Source organism: uncultured Thiohalocapsa sp. (assembly GCF_913062725.1).
GTDB lineage: Bacteria > Pseudomonadota > Gammaproteobacteria > Chromatiales > Chromatiaceae > Thiohalocapsa.
In genome coordinates this window covers 1-20,307 of record NZ_CAJXWY010000067.1, presented here as the reverse complement: position 1 = coordinate 20,307, position 20,307 = coordinate 1, and the positions used below count along the sequence as shown (strand labels likewise).

Here is a 20,307-nt window from a genome sequence, read left to right as displayed (position 1 = left end):
GACCAGATTTGCATCGAGCACGCCATCGACCACCGACTGATCAAGCCGCGCCACCCCCAGACCAACGGCATGATCGAACGCTTCAACGGGCGCATCGCCGAGATCCTCAACACCACCCGCTGCCGCTCGGGCGAGCACCTCCACGATACCCTCAAGCGCTACGTCAAGCTCTACAACCAACATATCCCACAACGCGCCCTTGAACACTCCGCCCCCATCGAAGCACTCAAACGCTGGTACCGTGAACGCCCGGATCTGTTCCGTAAGTGGCCCTATGATCTCCCGGGACTTGACAAGAAGACAAAGGAATTGGAAGCATGATGCTACTTCACCGGTTGTGGTCTGGCCGTAGGCCAGACCACGTTGAGAAACACCGTCCGTCTCAGGCCGAGAGGCTCGCAGGGAAACTGACGACGTTCCCTCATCCGTTTTCTACGCTGCCCTCCGGTTCAGGTTCATGTTCTTCGGTAAGCTGCATTAGCGGGACCACAACAGTACGCTCCCACAGGGCATTAAGCCGCTCGTCGAGCGTTTCTTTCAGATCCGGGCGGGTGTTGTCGAACCAGTTGCTCAGATGCTCTTCGATCCGGTTCTTGAAGCCCGGCCCCTTGCCCCATTCCGACGCGCAGTCGTTCCAGACCGGGTCTTGCGTCAGCGGCTCGCGGTAAATCTCCATTGCGATCCGCTGCGCCCCGTCGAGGAAGGAGCGCCGTGAAGCTTCGGCCACTGCACCGATCTGGTCCACCGAGTGTTTAGCCAACACGAGGTCTTCGTCAGCTTTAAGCTCGTTTACATGACCCTCAATCTTGGTGAACCAGTCCCGTGACCGTAGGCGCGCGTCCCGCGCGGCCCCGACACCGATCTGGTGGACGATGTTAAGGCCGTAATACTCGCCGTTCCGCCGCGTCGCGGCCCACAGAGTCGAGGCGTAGCGCACCCCGCGCACCGTGCTCAGGACTTCCTCGTAGGCGTGCCGCTCTCGTGCGCCGAGCTTGCCGTTCCCTCGAAGAAACGTGTTAAGCCGACGGGCGACCTCCTCGATTGCGGCCGTGACTGCGTGCTTCTCATGGTTTTCGATGATCTCGGTCGCCGCGTCGCACAGATCGAATAGCCGCTCGGACACCGTCTCGCGCATCCGCGAAAGCTGGCCGAACAGATCGGCGCGCACCTGACCCGCTGTGTCGCTCTCCACGTTGAAGAAGAAGACCGGCACGTCGCTCAAATCCTGGCTGTTGAGCTTATTGGTGACCTCCTCGCCCTTGAGCGCGTAGCCCTCCTCTTCGTTGAGCACCCGCTCGCCGGTATCCGAGTTGACTTCTAGGGCCTCGCCCGACCGTGGCAGGGACAGAATTGCGATCTTGCCGGTATCGAACCGCTCCGAGAAGGTCTGCTTCATGTGCTGAAGCAGCGCCTGGGACGTGGTGTCAGGCGCGCTCTCGAAACGGCAGCACAACACTACGGCCGTGCGCGGGTCCTTAAGCCGGTGATCCAAGTCCTCGCGGACCGCCACGTCCTCGACGCCTTTAGTATCCACAACGGTGATCTCGAACTCGCCGAAGCTCTTGCCGAAATCGGGCACGATCAGGCCGATGCTCCGGGGCATCGGAACGTCGCTCATCCGGCCATTATTCACCGCCCGGAAGGTCTCGCGCATCCACTCCGACGGATACTTGCGGGTGCCGCTCTCGTACCAGATTTCCGTGGTGGTCCGCTCATCAAGCTTCATGATCCCAAGCACGCGCGCCCGGAACTCGTCCTCGCCCTTGCAGTCCGCGATCACTTCGTGGATCGGGTCGCTATATTGCGGCTTGCCGTCCACCATGGTTCGCTTGCGCACCAGCCCCGACATGTTTCGGATCGCCCGCTCGACCTCGCGGCTCACCTGCGGTGTTTCTGCTTTATCCCCCTCTTTCCGGTGCGCCATGGCCCATTTCGCGGCACAGAAATCCGCTACCAGATCAGTCAGATCAGCTGCGTCCATCGCCGTCACCGACAGGCCGAACTCCGGCCCGCTCTCGATATGGACCTCGCAGATCGTCGTACCTCCGGCCCCGGTTTCCAGAACCGGCCGGTTGATGTTGCGATCCTCGGCCTTCGCCGGGACCAGCAGATCGAAGATGAAGCTGATCGCCGTGGATTTGCCGACCCCGATATCGCCGATGAAGGCGATGTTGTGCTTCAGCCGGGTCAGGAAACCCGACGCCCGCAGCAGGTCGCCCTTCCGGCGCGCAAGCTGGCGCCGCAGCGGCCAGGGCTGCTCCTCGTCGCCGAGAAAGGCTTCGATCTTCTCAAGGGTCTCCTCAGCAATCTCAAGTGAGGCCCGTTCCGGGTTCCAGTAGGACGGCGGCTCGATGAACCGCCATTCCCGATCCATGAACCGAAGGAAATCGACTGCCTCTTTGGAGCCAAGCGTCGCCAGGGCCTCAAGCACGCGCCTGATCTCGTCGGGCGCGACCACCTCGCCCGTTTCCACCCGCGACAGGCGGCTCTGATCGACCCCCGCCTTCTTCGCCACATCCGATTGCGTCGCGCCCAAGGCGCTCCGCAAGCGTGCCACCGCGCCCGCCGTTCTCGTGTTTTGCATGTCTATCACCACAACTTCCGCCGCCAAAATATCTTCCACATAGTCGCTGCATATATGCTTACAATATGCAGAGACAAGGGTTGAGGCTGAAATTTTCTGATGAATGAGGCGCATCCCGCCAGGACCGGGCTCTAGGCGGCGTCTGCGCCGCCCTGAGCCCCGCCGCATTTCTTAGCGGATCTCGGCCATCCGGTGACGATCCCTTGCGGGGTATGGACGGCGGCACGCCGCCTGCTCCGGGCGCGCTGCCGCGCGTCGTTCTCTCTTCTTCGAGGGGGCCTTGCCCCCACGCCGTCAAGGCAGCCCTGCGGGTGTCCGCCGGGGTGTCCCCGGCCTTCCTTCACCAACGTTCCGTGCAGGCCGGGCGATCCCCCTCCCCCGGCGGCCAGCCTTGACCGCTTCCCCCCGCTCCGCAGGCCGCGAGGCCTCGCCTCCGGGTTGCAGGCGCAACCCGGAAATAAAGGAGATTTGGAAGATGGCCCGGAAGGCCAACACCAAGACCAAGAAGACCGCCGCGAATGGCAACCGTCAGGATGTTTATGAGCGCGTCACCGCGAAGATCGTCGCCGATCTGGAAAACGGGGTTCGAACCTGGATGAAACCGTGGAACGCCGAGCACGCCGCCGGGCGGATCACCCAGCCCTTGCGCGCCAAAGGCAAGGCCTATCGCGGGATCAATGTCGTGATGCTCTGTGCCGCCGCCGTCGAGCAGGGGTTCGCCGCTCCGATCTAGATGACCTACCGCCAGGCGCAGGAGCTTGGCGCACAGGTCCGCAAGGGCTCCAAGGGCTCGCTTGTGGTCTATGCCAACAAGCTGACCCGCGAGGAGGAAGACCCCAAAAGCGGCGACACCGCACTGCGCGAAATCCCCTTCATGAAGGGCTACACCGTGTTCAACGTCGAGCAGATCGAGGGCTTGCCCGCGCATTACCACGCCCCCGCCGCGCCGGTGCTGGACCCGGTTGAGCGCATCTCGTCGCACACAACTCCGGATCCCTCCGGTAACATGCTGTAAAGCATGCTGATCAGTGAGGGTAAACATGGGTTGGGCAGCCGAGGAATTTCGGGATCTGGATCTGGGCGACAAGCGCCCGAAGGCACGCACCGTGCTGCTGGCGGAGCGCTTGGCCGATCGACCTACGGCGAGCCTGCCGGGTGCCTGTGCGGGCAGGGCGGAGACGCAAGGGGCCTATCGGTTTCGGAGTTATTGTCGTTTCTGGTGTACGGCGCAGCCTTGGAGGGATGGCGTATCCTGCTGACTGATCACCACCAAGATCACAGCCAACAGAGGTTGATACGCCATGTCCGAGTCTACGCTATCAGTTCTTTCACAACCAGAGACCGAAGAGAGTGATCCGCTGCATGCGCTGCTGCGTCGCGGGGCGCGCAAGCTGATCGCCGACGCCGTCGAGGCGGAGCTGGCCCTGTTCTTGGAGGGATATGCCGAGCACCGCTTAGAGGATGAGCGCCAGGCGGTGGTGCGCAACGGCTACCTGCCGCGGCGCACGGTGCAAACCGGGATCGGCGATGTGGAGATTCAGGTACCGAAGGTGCGCGACCGCAGCGGAGGCGGCGCCTGCTTGCGCTCGAGCCTGCTGCCGCCCTATCTCAAGCGTGCGCGCAGCGTCGAGGAGCTGATCCCGTGGCTCTACCTCAAGGGGGTGTCCACCGGCGACTACCAGGAGGCGCTGGCGGCCCTGCTCGGCGACGAGGCCAAGGGGTTGTCGGCCAACACCATCTCACGGCTCAAGCAGCACTGGATCGAGGAGCACCGCGCCTGGTGCCGACGCGACCTCGGCGAGCGGCGCTGGGTGTACTGGTGGGTCGACGGCGTCTACAGCAACGTGCGCATGGATGATCGCGTCTGCCTGCTGGTGATCGTCGGCGTCACCGAGCACGGCGACAAGGAGCTCATCGCCGTGGAGGATGGTCATCGGGAATCCGAGGCGAGCTGGTACGAGCTGCTCGCGGGGCTTCGCGCGCGCGGCCTGATGCAGGGTCCCAAGCTGGCCGTCGGCGACGGTGCCTTGGGCTTCTGGAAGGCACTCGCCAAGCTCTACCCCGACACCGCGCACCAGCGCTGCTGGGTGCACAAGACGGCCAACGTCCTGGAGAAGCTGCCCAAGTCGGTGCAGCCGAAGATCAAGGCGGCCATGCATGAGATCTGGATGGCCGAGACCCGCGAGGATGCCCACACGGCCTTCGACCAGACCCTCAAGCGTTTCGAGCCCAAGTACCCCCGCGCCATGGACTGCCTGGCCAAGGACCGCGATGCGCTGCTCGCCTTCTACGACTTCCCGGCCGAGCATTGGGTGCACATCCGCACCACCAACCCGATCGAGTCGACCTTCGCCACGGTTCGACTGCGCAGCGACCGCATGCGCAACTGCGGCTCACGCGAGACCACCCTGACGATGGTCTTCAAACTGCTCCAAAGCGCCCAGAAGGGGTGGAAGCGCATCAAGGGATTCAGGAAGCTCGAACTGCTCGTCAACAACGTCCAGTTCCGCAACGGAGAGCAAGTCGTCGATCAGGAAGACAGGGTCGCCGCCTGAGCGGCTGTACACCAGATTTGACAATAACTCGTCGAGAAGTTGGCGCAGGCGCGCGCGCTGCTGGCGGCCCCGCTCTCACCGCTCATTGCTCTGCCTGTCAGCACCGCAGCGCCTGGTGCAGCCGATCGCCTGAGCGACGATACCCATCGCTGTCCCCGCTGCGGCGCGCCGATGGTCATCGTCGAGCGCTCCGAGCGCGGCCATGCACCGCGGGCACCACCATCGGCCATGAGACAGGCGGCATGAGCACGCGCGCCGCCAGCCACCGGGTGTCAGCCCCCTGCACGCATCGCCTCGCCGGTGCACGGGCGCCTTTGTGCTTGCACGCTGAAAGCCCCGCTTGCTCACCGCTGTCACCGCGCTGGCGGGCGCAAATCGCAGGCTTCAGAGCCGCGCCACCCTCGGTCAAGGCCCTCGCCGACACCCGCCACACGCACAGACACACTGCTGCCACCCCGGCACTCGATTCAAATCCCCATAGCGCCGTGCCCCCGCTGACGCCGTCCCCAATGGCCCGCGGTTTCCTCCCTCGAGGGTTATCCGATGCCTACCGCCGGCCGCGGTAACCGGAACGGCCCGTTCCAGTCATCCAGCCCAGCGGCTCCGATCGCGCGCGCCACACGGCGGTAGGCATCGGATAACCCTTAACAGTAGCGGACGTTGGGCCGAGTGCAGCCTTCATCACCGATGCCCCGCTCTTCGAACAGATCCTCACCCACATCGGGGCGCCACCACGCCTGGCCCCGATCTCTCACGCCGGTGGCCTGCCCGCGTGTGACGGCGGGCCCGAGCCGGTGCCTGACTGGGTCCTTGTTGCTCAGCTGGAGCCTGTGCTCGAACTCGATCTGCGTCCCCTGGTAGCATCGTTGGTATGCCTTAGGTGATGAAAGCGTAATTTCTATTGAGAAAATTGCTGATTAGCTGGATCGGACAGCGCGACCTGGATGCGGTGGATGATGATGGTGACGGTCCCGTCCTCGCTACCATACGGAAGCAGATGCCGGATCAGACGTACCTGCTGTTTAACTATGCACCGGCGAAGGTCGCGCCATATCTGGAATGGTTGCGGCTCAAGGCTCCAGCGAACATTGATGCGCGTCACGCGGCGCTCCGATCGCCCGTGGACTACACCGATATTTATCATGCCGCGGAAGCGCTGCTCCAGGAGATTTGGGGCCGGCATTCGAAGGCGCATCGAAGCATCCTGATCAGCCCGGGAACACCGGCGATGCAGGCGGTCTGGATCCTGCTGGGCAAGACGCGCTTTCCAGCTGAATTCCTGCAAGCATCCCCGGAACAGGGTGTGCAGCCAGTGCATCTTCCCTTTGCCATCTCCGCAGAGTTTCAGCCTGCTGGAGCCGCTCAGGCAGGTCGGCAACTGCGCGAGCTGGTCGCGGCGGATGTCCCTGAGACGGCCGGCTTCGAGCGTGTGGTCACCGGGCATCCGCTGCTGCAGGACCTCAAGCGGCGTGCCGCCGCGCTCGCCCGTTTCGATGTCCCTGTCCTTGTCCTCGGCGAGAGCGGCACCGGCAAGGAGCTGTTCGCGCGAGCAATCCATAATTCCAGCGCCCGTTCCACCCAACCTTTCGTCGCGGTGAATTGCGGCGCCATTCCGCCTGAGCTGGTCGACTCGACGCTGTTCGGCCATGTCAAGGGCGCCTTCACCGGAGCCCTACGCGACGCGGCAGGCGTCTTCGAGCAGGCCGACGGCGGCACCCTGTTCCTGGATGAGCTCGGCGAGCTGTCGGCGCCAGCGCAGGTGCGGCTTCTCCGTGTCTTGCAGGAGGGGCAAGTCGTTCCGGTCGGGGGCAACAAGGAGCGTGCGGTAGAGGTTCGGCTGATCAGCGCCACGCACCGTGACCTGCAAGCGGACATCGCCGAGCGGCGGTTTCGCGAAGACCTGTACTACCGCGTGGCGGTCGGTGTGCTGGAACTGCCTCCGCTGCGCGAGCGCCAGGGCGACGTGTATCGCCTGACCGAGCATTTTCTGACCGAGATCGGCGAACAATTGGGTTTCCAGCAAACCCCGTCACTGACGCCTGCTGCCCGCAACCGACTGCTTCTCCACGCCTGGCCCGGCAATGTCAGGGAGCTGCGCGCCGCGCTGCTCCGCGCGGCGCTCTGGGCGACGGATGGCCGGGTCGATGCCCCCGATATCGAAGGGGCGCTTCTTGTTCGCCCAGCGGCTTCGGACGATATACTCAACCGTTCCCTAGGGAACGGCTTCGAGCTCGACACCCTCCTGCACGACGTTGAGCGTCATTATCTGGAGCGCGCGCTGTTGGCGGCCGAAGGCTCCAAGACAAAGGCGAGTCGGCTGTTGGGGTTAGGTAGCCACCAGGTTCTGACCACGAGGCTGCGCAGCCGGGGACTTGACGAGAGTCCCAGAAAGTCGCCGCGTAAGCGGTAAAGATGTTTACCCGTGCCGTAAAGCTCGTTACTTTTTCCTGAGGCGCACTGAGGCTAAGTTCGATACAGGTGGTTGATTTGAATATATAAAATAGTTGGCATGGAATATGGAGTATTAGCGGCGACAACCACCATGGAGCAGCCGCAATGCACAGCCCCGCACAGTACGACTCGTCGCCCGGCCAAGCCACTCCCTTCGTGCTCACCGACCACGCCAGCCTGCGCATGAGCCAGCGGGGCATCCGCCGCGACCAGCTCGCCGCGGTCCTGCGTTTCGGCCGCTGCCGCCATACGCGCGGCGCGCGCTTCTACTTCGTCGGCCGCAAAGAGGTTCGTCGCTACGCCCGCTCGGGCCTGGACCTGCGCCCGCTCGAGAACCTGCAGGTGCTGATGGCACCCCGCAGCGATGCGGTCATCACCGTCTATCGCAACGCGCGCCTGCCGCGCGACTGACCCTGCAACCGAACCCTTACCAACCGGATCACCCCAAGGAGCCACTTCGATGCCCATCAAAGACTTCGCCGTCAAGGCCGCTCGCCCGCTGCCCGTGATCATCCTGGCCGACACCAGCGGCAGCATGGGCATGGACGGCAAGATCGAGGCCCTGAACCAGTCCCTACGGGACATGGTGAAGAGCTTCGCCGCCGAGAGCCGCCTGCGCGGGGAGATCCACCTCGGCGTCATCACCTTCGGCGGCAGCGCCGCCGCGCACCTGCCGCTGACGCCGGCGCACCAGGTCCAGGGCATCCAGGAATTCGTCGCAAACGGCGGCACACCCATGGGCGCGGCCATGGACATCGCCCGCGAGCTGGTGGAGGACCGGGAACTGATTCCGTCCCGCGCCTATCGCCCGATCCTGGTGCTGGTCTCCGACGGCCATCCCACCGACGACTGGGAAGGCCCGTTCCGGACGCTGCTCGCCAGCGAGCGCGCGGCCAAGGCGACCCGCATCGCGCTCGCCATCGGCAACGACGCCGACGAGGCCATGCTGACCGAATTCGCGAACGACCCTGAAGCGCCGCTGTTCCACGCTGACAACGCCGCCGAGATCGTGCGCTTCTTCCGCGCCGTGACCATGAGCGTGGCCAAGCACTCCCAAAGCGCCAATCCGAGCGCCAGCCTGCGGCTGGACTATCGCCGCGTCGGCGACGACGACGAGCTGGACCTGGATTTCTGATGGGCGTGCGCCTGCACGCGGCCTCGGTGCCCGGACCGGCACATCTTCAGGCGGGCTTGCCCAATCAGGACGCGGTCCTGATCCGCCGGGGACGCTGGGGCTGGCTCGCGGCGGTCAGCGACGGCATGGGCTCCCGCACTCATGCCCGCGCCGGCGCTCGCGCCGCCTGTCGGGCTGCAAGGCAGAGCGTCCGCCAGGTGCCGTTCGAGGCCGAGGATCGCGCCTGGGTCGAGACCCTCTATCGCGACTGGCTCGCGCAACTGGCCAAAGAGCACATCCGGCCCGCGGATGCCGCAGCGACCTGCCTTCTGGCCCGCGGGCTGCCGGACGGCCGTTTTCGGTTGGCGCAGCTGGGCGACGGACTGATCCTCGGGCATCCGCAGCCGGTCCGGGGCCTGGCCAAGCGCGAGGCGGATGCCTTCGGCAACGAGACGCTGGGGCTCGGTGTCTCGCGTCGCTTCGCCGATTGGCACTTCGCACGCGGCGCCCTGACCGAGCCCGGCCACGGGCTTGCATTGATGACCGACGGCATCGCCGACGATCTCGGCGACACCGACGGCCTGATCGAATCCCTGGTGGTGGACTTGCGCCGTCGCGGCGCCCGCGCGGCGCGTGTCGCGCTGACCCGTGACCTGAACGACTGGCCGACCAGGCACCACAGCGACGACAAGACCATTGCCGTCGTCTATCGCGCAGGAGGACGCATCAGCAATGAATGACAAGCGACAGCAAAGGGGCTCCAAGAAGCGCCGTGTCGCCCGCGACGCGGCAGGCACCGAGTATCAACTGACCGGCAAGCTCGGCGAGGGCGGCCAGGGCGTCGTCTGTACGACGGACCGCGAGAACATCCTGATCAAGCTCTTCACCGACAAAGACCCGGACCGTCGGCGGCGTTGGGTCAACCGGCTGAACTGGGTACTGAACCAAGAGCTGGACGGGCTGCACATCGCCCGCCCAATCGCCCTGATCGAACGTCCACCCGGCTATGTCATGGAGCTGATGGATGGCCTTGAGCCCCTGCAAACGGGCCTGGAGCGTAGTCTCGCGGCGCTGATTGACGGCGACGGGCTCGCGGGCTACCTCGCCACCGGCGGGCTGCGCCGACGCCTGGCCCTGCTGCGCGAGTTGGCAGCCACCCTCGCCGGGCTGCACGCGCGGGGCCTGGCCTACGGTGATCTGTCGCCGAACAACGTCTTCGTATCCCAGAGCATCGAGCACTGCCAGATCTGGCTCATCGACTGCGACAACCTCTGCGCCACCGAGCGGCTGGGTAACGGCCACCTGCACACGCCGGGCTTCGGCGCGCCGGAGGTCGTCCGCGGCGAGCGTGGCGTCAACAGCCTGACCGATGCCTGGTCCTTTGCCGTGCTGGCGTTCGAGCTGCTGACCCATGGCCATCCGCTGAAGGGCGAGGCGGTGCTCGACGCCGAGCCCGAAGAGGAAGAGCGTGCCCTGCGCGGCGAGCTGCCCTGGGTGCATCACCCTGAAGACACCTCGAACCAGGCCTGCGACGGTCTGCCGCTGGAGCTGGTCGCAACGCCCCGGCTCCGGGCTCTGTTCGAGGACTGCTTCAATGCCGGCCGCGACGACCCGCTGGCACGCCCCAGCCTGGCCGAATGGGCCGACGCACTGGAGGCGGCTTGGGCGTTGATGCTGGACTGCACCGCGCCGGACTGCGGCAGCAGCTTCTATTGGAACGATGACCGGCGGTGTCCGTTCTGCGATGAGGTGACTACCGACGGGCTGCTGCTCATGCACGGCTGGGAGAGCGATGAGACAGCCGACGAACGATTTCTTGAGACCGGTGATTGCGTCGCTCTGGCAGCCGATACGCCCCTCGTTCTGCACCTCGCTCCGGCGGGAACCCGCGGCTATCGAGATGCGCCCCGCGTCTGCGAGCTGTGGTTGGAAAATGGGGAGCTGCACATGGAGCCGGCCCAGCACGCCGAGCTAACGCTTGTTAGGTGTTCTGATGGCCAGGTGTATGCGTTCACACAGAAAAAATCATTGAAGTCGCACCAGCGCCGCGGTTTGTCACTTGCGCTGACCCTTTGCCATACGGACGCGCCGCAGCTACGCCCGTTCTGGCGCTTCACCTGGTAGAAGGGGCGCGCAGTGGAATTGATCGACTGCAAGGCTCTGGAGCCCGAGATCGTCGGGCTGCGCACGCTGGAAGCACCGCCGAGCCCCTGGCAAGCAAAAGCCGAGGCCCGGCTCATCACGGACAACGGCCAGCGCTTTCTGCAGCAGGACGAGCGCATCGTTCCGGTCGAATACGCAGACCGTGGCGATTCCCTGCGCTACGGCGCCGGCCAATGCCTTTGGTGCCTGATCGACACCAAGAGGGACATGGTTCGCCTGCGCGCGTTGCGCTGCCGAGCCCCCTTACCGTTGGACCTTGAGGTCGGCGTCGACGACCGGCTGGTGGACCAGCTCCACAAGCAGCGGCGTATCACGGAACCGACCGCGGATGCCGCATGCGCCTGGCTGAACGACGAGCTGCTGCTGGCGCGGGCGCCCGGGCTCGACGGCACCCGCGCATTGGCCCGGGCCGACGGCACCGGCACGCATCTGACGTTGGTGGGTCGTCGCCACGAGGCCGACCTGCGCGAGCGCGACGGCCGCTGGCTGATCGCGCGCCTCACGCCAGCGCGACAGTCCGACACCGAGTTGACGCTGCTACACGGCGAGCTCGCAATCGTCGATGCCGGCGTCGCCGCTGCACTGCGTTCGCCAGCCCAACGCCAACTGTTCCGTGAGTATCTCGATGCCCACGGGGACTACGTCGAGCTGTGGCGACGCTACGACGCCATCGAGTGGGGCAAGGCGACGCAGGCGGGACGCGAGCTCGGCATCCTGCGCTATACCGTGCGTGAGCCCGGTGGCGAAGAACAGCTCCGCTGGCGCTTCCAGGTCGATCCGGAGCAGGCCCGCCAGTGGCTCGAGCGCTGGGAGGCACTGTCCCGCGACAGCAAGCTGCCGGACCTGGCCATCGAGGCCTGCGCCGAGCCGCCGGCCTGGATGGTGGACGGCGAAGAGACCGACGCCAAGAACAGTGGCCGGCCCGTGGTTGGCGAGCGCCCTGCGCTGAACGGCAACTGGCTGACCCTCAGCTACGCCGCGGACCGCGATCACGACGCCCCGCCGCCGGTCGGTTTGCTATGCCTGTCCATCCACGGCCAACGCAAGGCCCACGAACGCCGGGAACAGGCACTGGAGCGCATCCACACCAGCGCCAACCCGATGCCGCAGCTGCGCGTCCTGTTGGAAGGCCAGCCGGTACCGACCCGCAGCGACTGGCGCCGGGAGAGGGCCCTGAGCCGACAGGCCCGCGCTGCCTTTCGGGGCGATCCCACCGACATGCAGAAGCGCGCCTTGGATGTAGCGCTGAACACGCCGGACATTGCCGTCATTATCGGCCCACCCGGCACCGGCAAGACCCAGGTTATCAGCGCCCTGCAACGGCGCCTCGCCGAGGTCTATCCGGATCCGGCCTCGATCCAATACCAGCTGCTGATCACCAGCTTTCAGCACGACGCCGTGGACAACGCGCTGGGCCGCATCGAGGTGTTCGGTCTGCCGGGGCTGCGCGTCGGCGGGCGTCGCCGGGATGCGGACAATCCCGACACCGATCGGCTCTCGGGCTGGCGTCAGACGCGGCTCGCGGAGCTTGGCCCAAGACTCGACGCCGCCATCGCCGCGGAACCGGTCTTCTCCGCATTGCAGGGCTTGCGCGATGCGACGACCCGGCTGCGCATCCAGTCGCTGACACCCGCGGAGCGTGCCGAGCAGGCGCGCGACATCGACGCCAGGCTCCAAGACCTAGCCGATACGCATCGCCTCCGGCCAACTGCGGCCACCGAACGGCGTTGGCGCGACTGGCTCGCAGCCCGCCAGATAGACCCCGGGAACGCCGGCACGACCGAGCCGGTACGCCGTCTCTGGCGGCGGGCCATCTGGTCGCTGCGCACCAGCGCCGGCGCCTTCGGCGACGACGGTCCCGGACAGTGTCTGCGGCTGCTGGACCTCGCCGATCGGCTCGACCGCAACCTCGTGGCAAGTGATCGCGTCCTGCTCGAGGCACTCGCGATAACCCTGGCACCTTCAGACCGACAGCTAGCGGATCTCGCGGACCTGCGCGAGCGGCTGCTCACCGACAGCCGCCCGGACCTGCGCCCTCCCGTGCTGCGCAATGCGCTGGATTCGGAGGGCTGCCGCTTGCTCGACACCCTGCTCGGCGAGTTGGACGAGCACCTCAAGCGCCGGCCGGAGTGGGCGCGGCTCGCGATCCTCGGCGATTACCTGGACGACTTGCGGCTCGACGCGTCGGGCATCGAGGACGCCGTGGGCGCCTACACGACAGTGCTCGGCGCCACCTGCCAGCAGGCGGCGGGCGAGCCCATGCGCGGGCTGCTGAGCCTGCAGCCCAAAGACGGTATGAGCTTCGACACCGTGGTCATCGATGAGGCCGCGCGGGCGACGCCGCTGGACCTGCTGATCCCGATGGCCATGGGTCGCCGGCGTATCGTGCTGGTGGGCGACCACCGCCAGTTGCCGCATCTGCTGGATCCGGACACCGAAGAAGCCCTGGAACTGGCCGGCGACCTGAACGAGGCCGAGCACAAGGCCCTGCGCGAGAGCCTGTTCGAACGGCTTGTCCAAGGGCTGCGTCGGCTTGAGCAGGAGCATCCCGGCCAGCCGAAGCGAGTGGTCATGCTCGATACCCAGTTCCGCATGCACCCGGTCCTTGGCGCATTCGTCAGCCGCACCTTCTACGAGGCCGCGGGCGAGTCTCCGATCGACTCCGGTCGGCCCGCGGACGACTTCGACCACGAGGCGCCAGGCCTGGAGGGTCGGGTCTGTGCCTGGATCGACGTGCCGGTGCGCGAGCGCGACGACCGCGACCGTCGCCTGCCAGCCGGCAGCCGCATCCGCACGGTGGAGGCCGAGCGCGCCGCCCGCGAGGCGCGGCGCATCCTCGACGCCTGTCCGGATTTGAGCGTCGGCGTCATCACCTTCTACGCCGCCCAGCGCGACCTGATCCTGGAGCACATGGGCGAGCAGGGGCTCAGTGAGAAGCCAAAGGGTCGCTGGCAGGTCCGACCCCAATGGGCTCGTGACGAGAGCGGCGGCGAACGGCTCCTGGTCGGCACCGTCGATGCCTTCCAGGGCAAGGAATTCGACATCGTGCTGCTGTCCGTCGTGCGCACCGATGCGCCGGTGCGAGGCGACGACCGGGAGCGGGCACTGACCGGAAAGTACGGCTTCCTGCGCGTGCCGAACCGGATGAACGTGGCCATGAGCCGCCAGCGGCGGCTGCTGATCGCCATCGGCGACGTTGCGCTCGCCCGCGCGCCGGAGACCGCCGAGGCCGCGCCGGGTCTCGCCGCATTTCTGGCGCTCTGCGAGGGGGAGCATGGCCGTGTTCTCTGATCTCTACCTGGACTATCAGCGAGATCACCGGGGCAAGCTGTTGCTCTGGCCCGTTTGGGTCTGGACCCTGCATGTCCCCGAGCGCCGCCGCGACGGCCTCAATGTGCTGGCTTTCACGGTGCTCCGGCTGCACGCCGCTGGCTGCGATGACCCTGACTGGATCGCCGAGCATTTGGGTGTCGACGGCGAGTTGGTTCGCTACATCGTCTCCGCCCAACTGATCCCGAACGGGTTCCTCGATCAGAAGCGGCGGCTGACCGAGCCTGGCCAAGAGCAACTGGAGCGCGGCGGCGAGGGTGACCTGCATCAACGCGCCGCGCTGCTCTTTCAAAGCGCCGAGAGCGGCGCGCTGTGGCCTCGGCAGAGGGGTGAGCTGCGCGAGATCGAGCCAATCGACCCCGCCGCCCTCTACCCAAGCTTCCTCGCTGATCGCGATTCCGGTCGGACGCTGTCGCCGTTCCGGCTATCGCCGCCGCATCGGACGTCACCAACGCAACCGACTGTCGCACAGTTTCGCGATGCGCTGAGGCAGGACCGCCTCGCCCGCCGCCATCGGCGACTGCGTGGCGACCAAAGCGATCCGGACGACCTGCCGAGCGACGCCATTGAGCTGGTCGACCCAAGGCCGCGACCCTGCTGGGTGCTGTGCCGGGTCTACCAGGGTCCGACCGACGAGCATCCCTGGCTCGTCAGCGACCCCCTCGGTCAGACCCGTGCTGCCGACTGGATGCGCAAAGAGGTCTTCGAGGCCAGCCGCCGCGTACCCCTTTTGGCCAAGCGCCTCGGCGACCTGCTGGGCGATACGGACGAGAAGGACGACTGGGAGAGCTACCGCCGCCGCGAGGACGAGATGGTCCGCTTCGAGGTCTTCGAGCGCTTTCCTGCCGCGGGTCGGATACCAGGGCTGGAGGACCGACTCGTTGAGCTGCTCCGGGTGCGCGCCACCGTCGATGCCGCCGGCAGCCACGGGCGCACCGAGGAGATCGGCAACCTGATCATTCAGTGCCAGCGCACGCTGGAACAGTGCTTCCTTTGGCTGTTGAAGGAGTGGCCGTTGGAGCGGCCGGAAGACCGTCTGAGCCGGCACATGCAGCAGGCCGACCTGCAACAAGCGCTGCGCTGCGCGATGCCGGATCTGTCGGAGCGCTGCATCAACAAGCTGCGCGTGCAGCCCAATAAGGTCTTCGGAGCGTTGAAGTATCGCACCGGCTCGTTGCGGCAGTACTTGGCCGGGGTTCTGCTGTCGCTGGCCGACCATCGATGTCACCCGTTTCGCCAGATCGCACTGGATGAGGAGTTGACGCTGCGGCTGCTCTCACTGTCGGCAGATCGCGATGCCGCCGGTCATGGCGGTGACCAGCACCGCGGCTCACCAGACCGCCAACTCGCCCTGAAGCATGCCGACACCGCCCTGCAAATCGCTGAACGACTGATCGAAGGAATCCTGGAAGATGGCCAAGAACAGACGCGCCCGGAACGGGACCAACCAACCGAATCACGACAAGGTGCCGGAGCAGATCGCCCGTCTTGAAGGCCATCCGGCGCTGCCGGAGACGGCCGCCGCGGCGGTGCCCAGCAAAGAAGAACTGGATTCCATGCCGGACGGCACAAAGGACCAATTCGCCGAGCGCGTCGCGGCCCTGGATGCGGCACTCACCGATCTCGACGCGAAGCGCGAAGACCTCGACCGCCGTCTCGCCGAGGCCAAGCAGCAAGAGACCGCTCTGACTGCCGCAACGGCGGACCACGAACAGCGACAGACGGCGCTGGCCGAGCGGGAAGGGTCGCTCAACGACCGCGAACGGGCCATCGAGCTGCGTGAGCTGGATGCCCGAAATGGCTTCCTCGCCCAGCAGCGCGAGGCGCTGAAAACCCTGCACGACGAGATTCGGCGGCTGGAGACCGAGCGTGACCAGGTCATCGCCCGCACCGAGCAGGACGAGCGCGAGGCGCGGCAGCGCATCGATGCGATGCGCACCGCCTTCCGCGCCGAGCAGCAGGCGGACAAGGATGCCGTCGCGCAGAACCGCCAGGCGTTGGAAGACGACCGGCAGCAACTGGAACTGGAGCGCCAGCGGCTCGAGCAGACGCGACGCAACCAAGACAGCATCGAGCAGGAGATTCGCCAACGCGTCGAGGGCGAGCACCACCGCGAGATCATGTTGTTGAAGCGACGCATCCACGAGTCCGTGAAGCTTGCCGGACGGGATGAAGCGTTGATTCAACGCCAACAGAAGGAGTTGGAAGGGTTTGCGCAGCTATCCCACCTGCTGCGGCAACACGACCTCGCCAATGCCGAGGACCTGATCGAACAGCTCGACGCGTTGCGCAGCGAGAACCGCCGGTTGCGCGAGGACCAGCGCCATCGCTCCGACGACGACCTGGAGGCCGAAAACGATTCCCTGCGCGAGCGCTGCGACGACTACGAGCAGCGGCTGGAAGACCAAGTCCGGCAGATCAACGAGCTGAAGAATGAGGTCGGGTCTCGCCGCGTCGGTATTCTGGAAAGGCAGGCCCTCGAACAGGAAAAGCGTGTGCTGGAGCAGCACAAACGCGCCTTGGACAGCGCCGTCACCGATCTGGAGCAGCGGCTCGACGACCTGACGACACGCCAGCAGGGCCGTTCCGCCTTCGAGGCGCTCACCAAGATGGACAAGGACCTCGTCGGCGCCGCCAGCGTCGAGGAAGTGCCGACGCTCGACGCGTTCGCCCGGGAGCTGCGCCATCGCATTGCCGGCGCGCTGGATGCGCCGCTCTTCTATCCGGAGCAGGTCATCCGGCTGTTCCTCGGCGGCCTGGCCATGAGCCAGCTGCACATCCTTCAGGGCATCTCCGGCACCGGCAAGACCAGCCTGGCGCTGGCGTTCGCGAAGGCCGTCGGCGGCCACTGCACCGAGGTACCCGTCCAGGCCGGCTGGCGCGACCGCGACGATCTGCTCGGCCACTTCAACGCCTTCGAGCGGCGGTTCTACGAGCGCGAATGCCTTCAGGCCATCTACCGGGCCGGCACCGAGCCGTTCAAGGACCGCATCAACATCGTGCTGCTCGACGAGATGAACTTGTCGCATCCCGAGCAATACTTCGCCGAGCTGCTGTCCGCGCTGGAGATGCCGGCGGCACGGCGCAGGGTCGTGTTGACCGAGAGTGAGCTGCCGGATCCGCCGCGGCTGATGCGCGGCGACGGCTGCGAGGGCCGCAAGCTGCCGTTGCCCGACAATCTCTGGTTCATCGGCACCGCGAACGAAGACGAGACCACCAAGGGCTTCGCCGACAAGACCTTCGACCGGGCGCATGTGATGGAGCTGCGCGAAAAGGACTCCCCGTTCCAGGTCGAGCAGCAGTCGGGCCCGCTGCCGTGCAGCTTCTCCTCGTTGCGGCGCCAGTTCGACCAGGCACAGAGAAAGCACCGCCAGGCGGTCGAGGCGGGCCTGGCCGCGCTACAGACGAGCGCGTTCACGAACCGGCTCAAGGACGACTTCGATCTCGGCTGGGGCAACCGGCTGGAGCGCCAAGCGCTGAGCTTTATTCCCGTCGTCATCGCCGCCGGTGGCAGCCTTGGCGAGGGCATGGACCATCTGCTGGCCACCCGCCTGTTCCGCGCGGGCAAGATCACCGAGCGCTTCGATGTAGGTCTGGATACGCTGCGGGAACTGGAGACGGCTTTGGTCGAGGCCTGGCCGCGGGTTGATTCGAAGAATGATCCGGAGACCTGCCTCGACCGCTTGGCGCGCGAAATCAAGCGCAAGGAGCAGCAGGGATGACGGCCCTGAGGCTCAGGGACCGACTTGATGACCGGCAGCGGCAGGTCAACGACGACGAACCGCTGCTCGAAGGCCGCTGGGTGTTGGAGCAGGCGGCCCGCCAGAACGGCCATACAGAGCTTGCTGGTGGAGACCTGTTGGTCGATGACGGCGCGCCCCGCCTGCGTCTTGGCACTGTTGACAGCGGATTTCGGCGCCCGCGGCTGCCGGACGACGACCGCAGCAACTACCAGTTGGCATTGGATGCTCTCTCCGCGATCGACGCGAGGACCGAGCTGGCCGAAGCGCGCTGGCCGAGCCCGCTGCTACCGGCCGAGCTCGGCCAGCAAAGCGAGCCGAACCGGCTGGACGCGCTGCTGGACGAGGTCTTCGAGCGAGGGCATCTGGATGCCATCGCGATCCGCCCACGACTCAGCATGCGCTACGAGACCGAACTGCTGCCGGTGGACCGCGCCCGGCGCCTGGACACCGGCTTTCAGCGCCATCTGGCCGCCCACTCCGAGTGCTGGGCCGCCCGGACGCTGAGCGGCGTCGTGCCCAAGACCGTTCTTGCGCGTATCAGCGACGATGATGCCGACATTTACGAGCACCGCGTCTATGCACGCCTGCTTGATCATCTGGAGCGCTATCTGCAGGGGCGCATTGGCAAGCTCAGCGGTATTGCCGCGCGTTACCAGGAAGGGCTCGAGTTCAACAACAGCGAAGCGGTGGACTGGCAGTTGCGGCGGGACATCTGCGCCGTCTGGGGAGAGGCGGTCAGCGCCGGCGAAGCGGGCGAGCTGCTGAAACAAAACCGCGAGCAGCTGGATCATCTGGCATGGTCGCTGAAGCGCATCCGAGCGCTCAAGGGACGAAGGATCAAAGGCCTCAACGGCGGCTCCCTGTATCAGTCGATCCCCCGCGGCGCCCAAGTCGGCCTGAGCCTGGTGCCGACCAATCTATTGCAGCACGACGCGCACTATCGCCAGCTGCGCCGACTCTGGGACGCCTGGCTGGCAGCGACCGCGGCCGAGCGCGAACGGCCCGTGCAGGTGCTCGCGCGGCGCCGCGCAGACGAGGACCGATACGAGCGCTATATCGGGCTGCTGTTGCTGCGCGTGCTTCGTGCACTGGACTTTCAGGTCAGCTGGTCAGGCGAATCATCGGCGCAGGCCAACTGCGACCGTTGGAGCGACGCAGTGAGCTTGGAGAGCCGCGATCACACCTGGGTCATCGGCATGGACAGTCATCGTCTCGTGCTCGTGCCGTCCGCAGCGCTCAACGATACGGACACCGCGGCCGAGTGGGTTACGCACACGCTCGACGAGGGCCGGGAGGTCCGCGTTCCCTGCCTCTTGCATGCCCCAGAGTGCACGGATTTCGTGTCGCCGCCGGAGCATCTGGTCGCCGGCCATCTGGCCTTGCAGCTATCCCCGCTTGACCTGTACGCGCAGGAGAAGGCCCACGCGCTCGTCGCCGCTTGGCTCTGGCAGCGGCGGCTGGCCGGCTATGGCGAGGTGTTTCCGCGGCTGCCGACCGCCGTGGCAGGGGCCTGGCCGGAAACCGTTCGAGACACACGAAATGGGCACGCCTTGTACAGGCCAGTCAGCGACGCCGATTGGCAGCGGCTGCGCCAGGCCCTGGAGCAGCACGCCCGCCCGCAATTGCGCGATCAGATCGCCAACCGCAAGATGCAGCTGGACCGCCTGATGCAATGCCCCGACTCCGACTGTTCGCGGCCCGCCGCGACCTTCGAATCCCATCTTTCCGGTTTCTTTGCCCAGTGCGATTGCGGCTGTCAGTGGGAGTTGCGCGATCGGCTCTTTCGCCTGACACGGATCGATCGGGAGCCGCAGGGCTTCGCAACCCTCGGCCCTCGCTGGCTGCACGTCCCTGTGATATCGGAGCAGTAGCCCGTGCGCATCGCCCGGGCGTGATCGAGGGCCGTCGTCATCACCGGGCTCGACGCCGCGCTGCCGCTGCGTCTGCAATGAGCGGGTCGGCCAGGTGCCGGAAGCGCAGGCGCCCGCGCGGGAGTATCGCGCTCGCTTTCACCGAGGCATGCGCGAGCGAGGATTCCCCGAGGCGCGCGCGGTTGAGCATCATCGTCGTGAATGGTCAAGATTCAATCGGTTCGAGGGCGCTGCCGTGTGCTGCAACGGTTCATCCCGGAGCGGCCCGTTCGAACCCGAGGTGGGCCGTGACATGCTCGGCTGGGAGCGCGACGGCTTTTGCCTTGACGCGGTTGTCAGCGTTGCTGGCCAGGGTAGAGCTGTTTAGAGCGACTGCTGCGCTGTTGTACTCGGCCACCCAATGTCCGGTCTGTCGAACAGTAGCCGTTCAGACCCCCCGCCCAGATAACCGTTGCTGAGGGCAGACATTGCTGGGCGAGCTATGGCAAGATCTTGC

13 protein-coding genes and 1 pseudogene are annotated in these 20,307 nt (G+C 66.1%); 13 read left to right on the top strand and 1 reads right to left on the bottom strand.

Annotated features, from left to right (window positions below):
* On the top strand, nucleotides 1-321 hold a 321-nt coding region (locus QZ588_RS15330; RefSeq protein WP_295543815.1), incomplete at its 5' end, for an integrase core domain-containing protein.
* Nucleotides 322-421: 100 nt separating this feature from the next.
* Here the strand turns inward: QZ588_RS15330 and QZ588_RS15325 are convergent.
* A complete protein-coding gene (locus tag QZ588_RS15325) occupies nucleotides 422-2,623 on the bottom strand; it encodes a helix-turn-helix domain-containing protein (protein WP_295543814.1) in 2,202 nt (733 codons plus the stop codon).
* 436 nt (nucleotides 2,624-3,059) lie between these two features.
* On the opposite strand from QZ588_RS15325, the pseudogene QZ588_RS15320 reads away from it, so the two are divergent.
* The 12 genes and pseudogenes from QZ588_RS15320 (at nucleotide 3,060) to QZ588_RS15265 (ending at nucleotide 19,811) form a co-directional block, all read left to right on the top strand.
* Nucleotides 3,060-3,599: pseudogene (locus QZ588_RS15320) on the top strand (ArdC-like ssDNA-binding domain-containing protein).
* A gap of 25 nt (nucleotides 3,600-3,624) precedes the next feature.
* Nucleotides 3,625-3,843 (top strand): transposase, encoded by a 219-nt coding sequence (locus QZ588_RS15315; protein ID WP_295543813.1) that lies wholly within the window; start codon nucleotides 3,625-3,627, stop codon nucleotides 3,841-3,843.
* Between the two features lie 42 nt (nucleotides 3,844-3,885).
* Nucleotides 3,886-5,139, top strand: coding sequence for an IS256 family transposase (locus QZ588_RS15310; protein WP_295543812.1), 1,254 nt, complete (start codon nucleotides 3,886-3,888; stop codon nucleotides 5,137-5,139).
* A gap of 901 nt (nucleotides 5,140-6,040) precedes the next feature.
* Nucleotides 6,041-7,549, top strand: coding sequence for a sigma 54-interacting transcriptional regulator (locus QZ588_RS15305; protein WP_295543811.1), 1,509 nt, complete (start codon nucleotides 6,041-6,043; stop codon nucleotides 7,547-7,549).
* 146 nt (nucleotides 7,550-7,695) lie between these two features.
* Nucleotides 7,696-8,001 (top strand): DUF4258 domain-containing protein, encoded by a 306-nt coding sequence (locus QZ588_RS15300; RefSeq protein ID WP_295543810.1) that lies wholly within the window; start codon nucleotides 7,696-7,698, stop codon nucleotides 7,999-8,001.
* Nucleotides 8,002-8,050: 49 nt separating this feature from the next.
* Complete coding sequence (locus QZ588_RS15295) at nucleotides 8,051-8,725, top strand: VWA domain-containing protein (protein ID WP_295543809.1); 675 nt, start codon at nucleotides 8,051-8,053, stop codon at nucleotides 8,723-8,725.
* Entirely contained in the window at nucleotides 8,725-9,444 is a 720-nt protein-coding gene (locus QZ588_RS15290) for a protein phosphatase 2C domain-containing protein (protein ID WP_295543808.1), read from the top strand. Before QZ588_RS15295 ends, QZ588_RS15290 begins: the two co-directional genes overlap by 1 nt.
* On the top strand, nucleotides 9,437-10,828 hold the full coding sequence (locus QZ588_RS15285) for a protein kinase (protein WP_295543807.1): 1,392 nt from the start codon (nucleotides 9,437-9,439) through the stop codon (nucleotides 10,826-10,828). Before QZ588_RS15290 ends, QZ588_RS15285 begins: the two co-directional genes overlap by 8 nt.
* Nucleotides 10,829-10,840: 12 nt before the next feature.
* Entirely contained in the window at nucleotides 10,841-14,158 is a 3,318-nt protein-coding gene (locus QZ588_RS15280) for a DEAD/DEAH box helicase (RefSeq protein ID WP_295543806.1), read from the top strand.
* Nucleotides 14,142-15,689, top strand: a complete 1,548-nt coding sequence (locus QZ588_RS15275; RefSeq protein ID WP_295543805.1) for a hypothetical protein — start codon at nucleotides 14,142-14,144, stop codon at nucleotides 15,687-15,689. Before QZ588_RS15280 ends, QZ588_RS15275 begins: the two co-directional genes overlap by 17 nt.
* The gene (locus QZ588_RS15270) at nucleotides 15,610-17,919 is read left to right on the top strand and encodes an AAA family ATPase (protein WP_295543804.1); all 2,310 of its coding nucleotides are present in this window, start codon (nucleotides 15,610-15,612) and stop codon (nucleotides 17,917-17,919) included. Before QZ588_RS15275 ends, QZ588_RS15270 begins: the two co-directional genes overlap by 80 nt.
* Complete coding sequence (locus tag QZ588_RS15265) at nucleotides 17,916-19,811, top strand: hypothetical protein (protein WP_295543803.1); 1,896 nt, start codon at nucleotides 17,916-17,918, stop codon at nucleotides 19,809-19,811. The genes QZ588_RS15270 and QZ588_RS15265 overlap by 4 nt, the downstream gene beginning before the upstream one ends.
* Nucleotides 19,812-20,307 lie beyond the last annotated feature (496 nt).

Bases quoted from the DNA above. Each gene is read 5' to 3' on its own strand.
- QZ588_RS15315 (WP_295543813.1), top strand. From the start codon at position 3,625: ATGGGTTGGGCAGCCGAGGAATTTCGGGATCTGGATCTGGGCGACAAG.
- QZ588_RS15310 (WP_295543812.1), top strand. From the start codon at position 3,886: ATGTCCGAGTCTACGCTATCAGTTCTTTCACAACCAGAGACCGAAGAG.
- QZ588_RS15300 (WP_295543810.1), top strand. From the start codon at position 7,696: ATGCACAGCCCCGCACAGTACGACTCGTCGCCCGGCCAAGCCACTCCC.
- QZ588_RS15295 (WP_295543809.1), top strand. From the start codon at position 8,051: ATGCCCATCAAAGACTTCGCCGTCAAGGCCGCTCGCCCGCTGCCCGTG.
- QZ588_RS15290 (WP_295543808.1), top strand. From the start codon at position 8,725: ATGGGCGTGCGCCTGCACGCGGCCTCGGTGCCCGGACCGGCACATCTT.
- QZ588_RS15285 (WP_295543807.1), top strand. From the start codon at position 9,437: ATGAATGACAAGCGACAGCAAAGGGGCTCCAAGAAGCGCCGTGTCGCC.
- QZ588_RS15275 (WP_295543805.1), top strand. From the start codon at position 14,142: ATGGCCGTGTTCTCTGATCTCTACCTGGACTATCAGCGAGATCACCGG.
- QZ588_RS15270 (WP_295543804.1), top strand. From the start codon at position 15,610: ATGGCCAAGAACAGACGCGCCCGGAACGGGACCAACCAACCGAATCAC.
- QZ588_RS15265 (WP_295543803.1), top strand. From the start codon at position 17,916: ATGACGGCCCTGAGGCTCAGGGACCGACTTGATGACCGGCAGCGGCAG.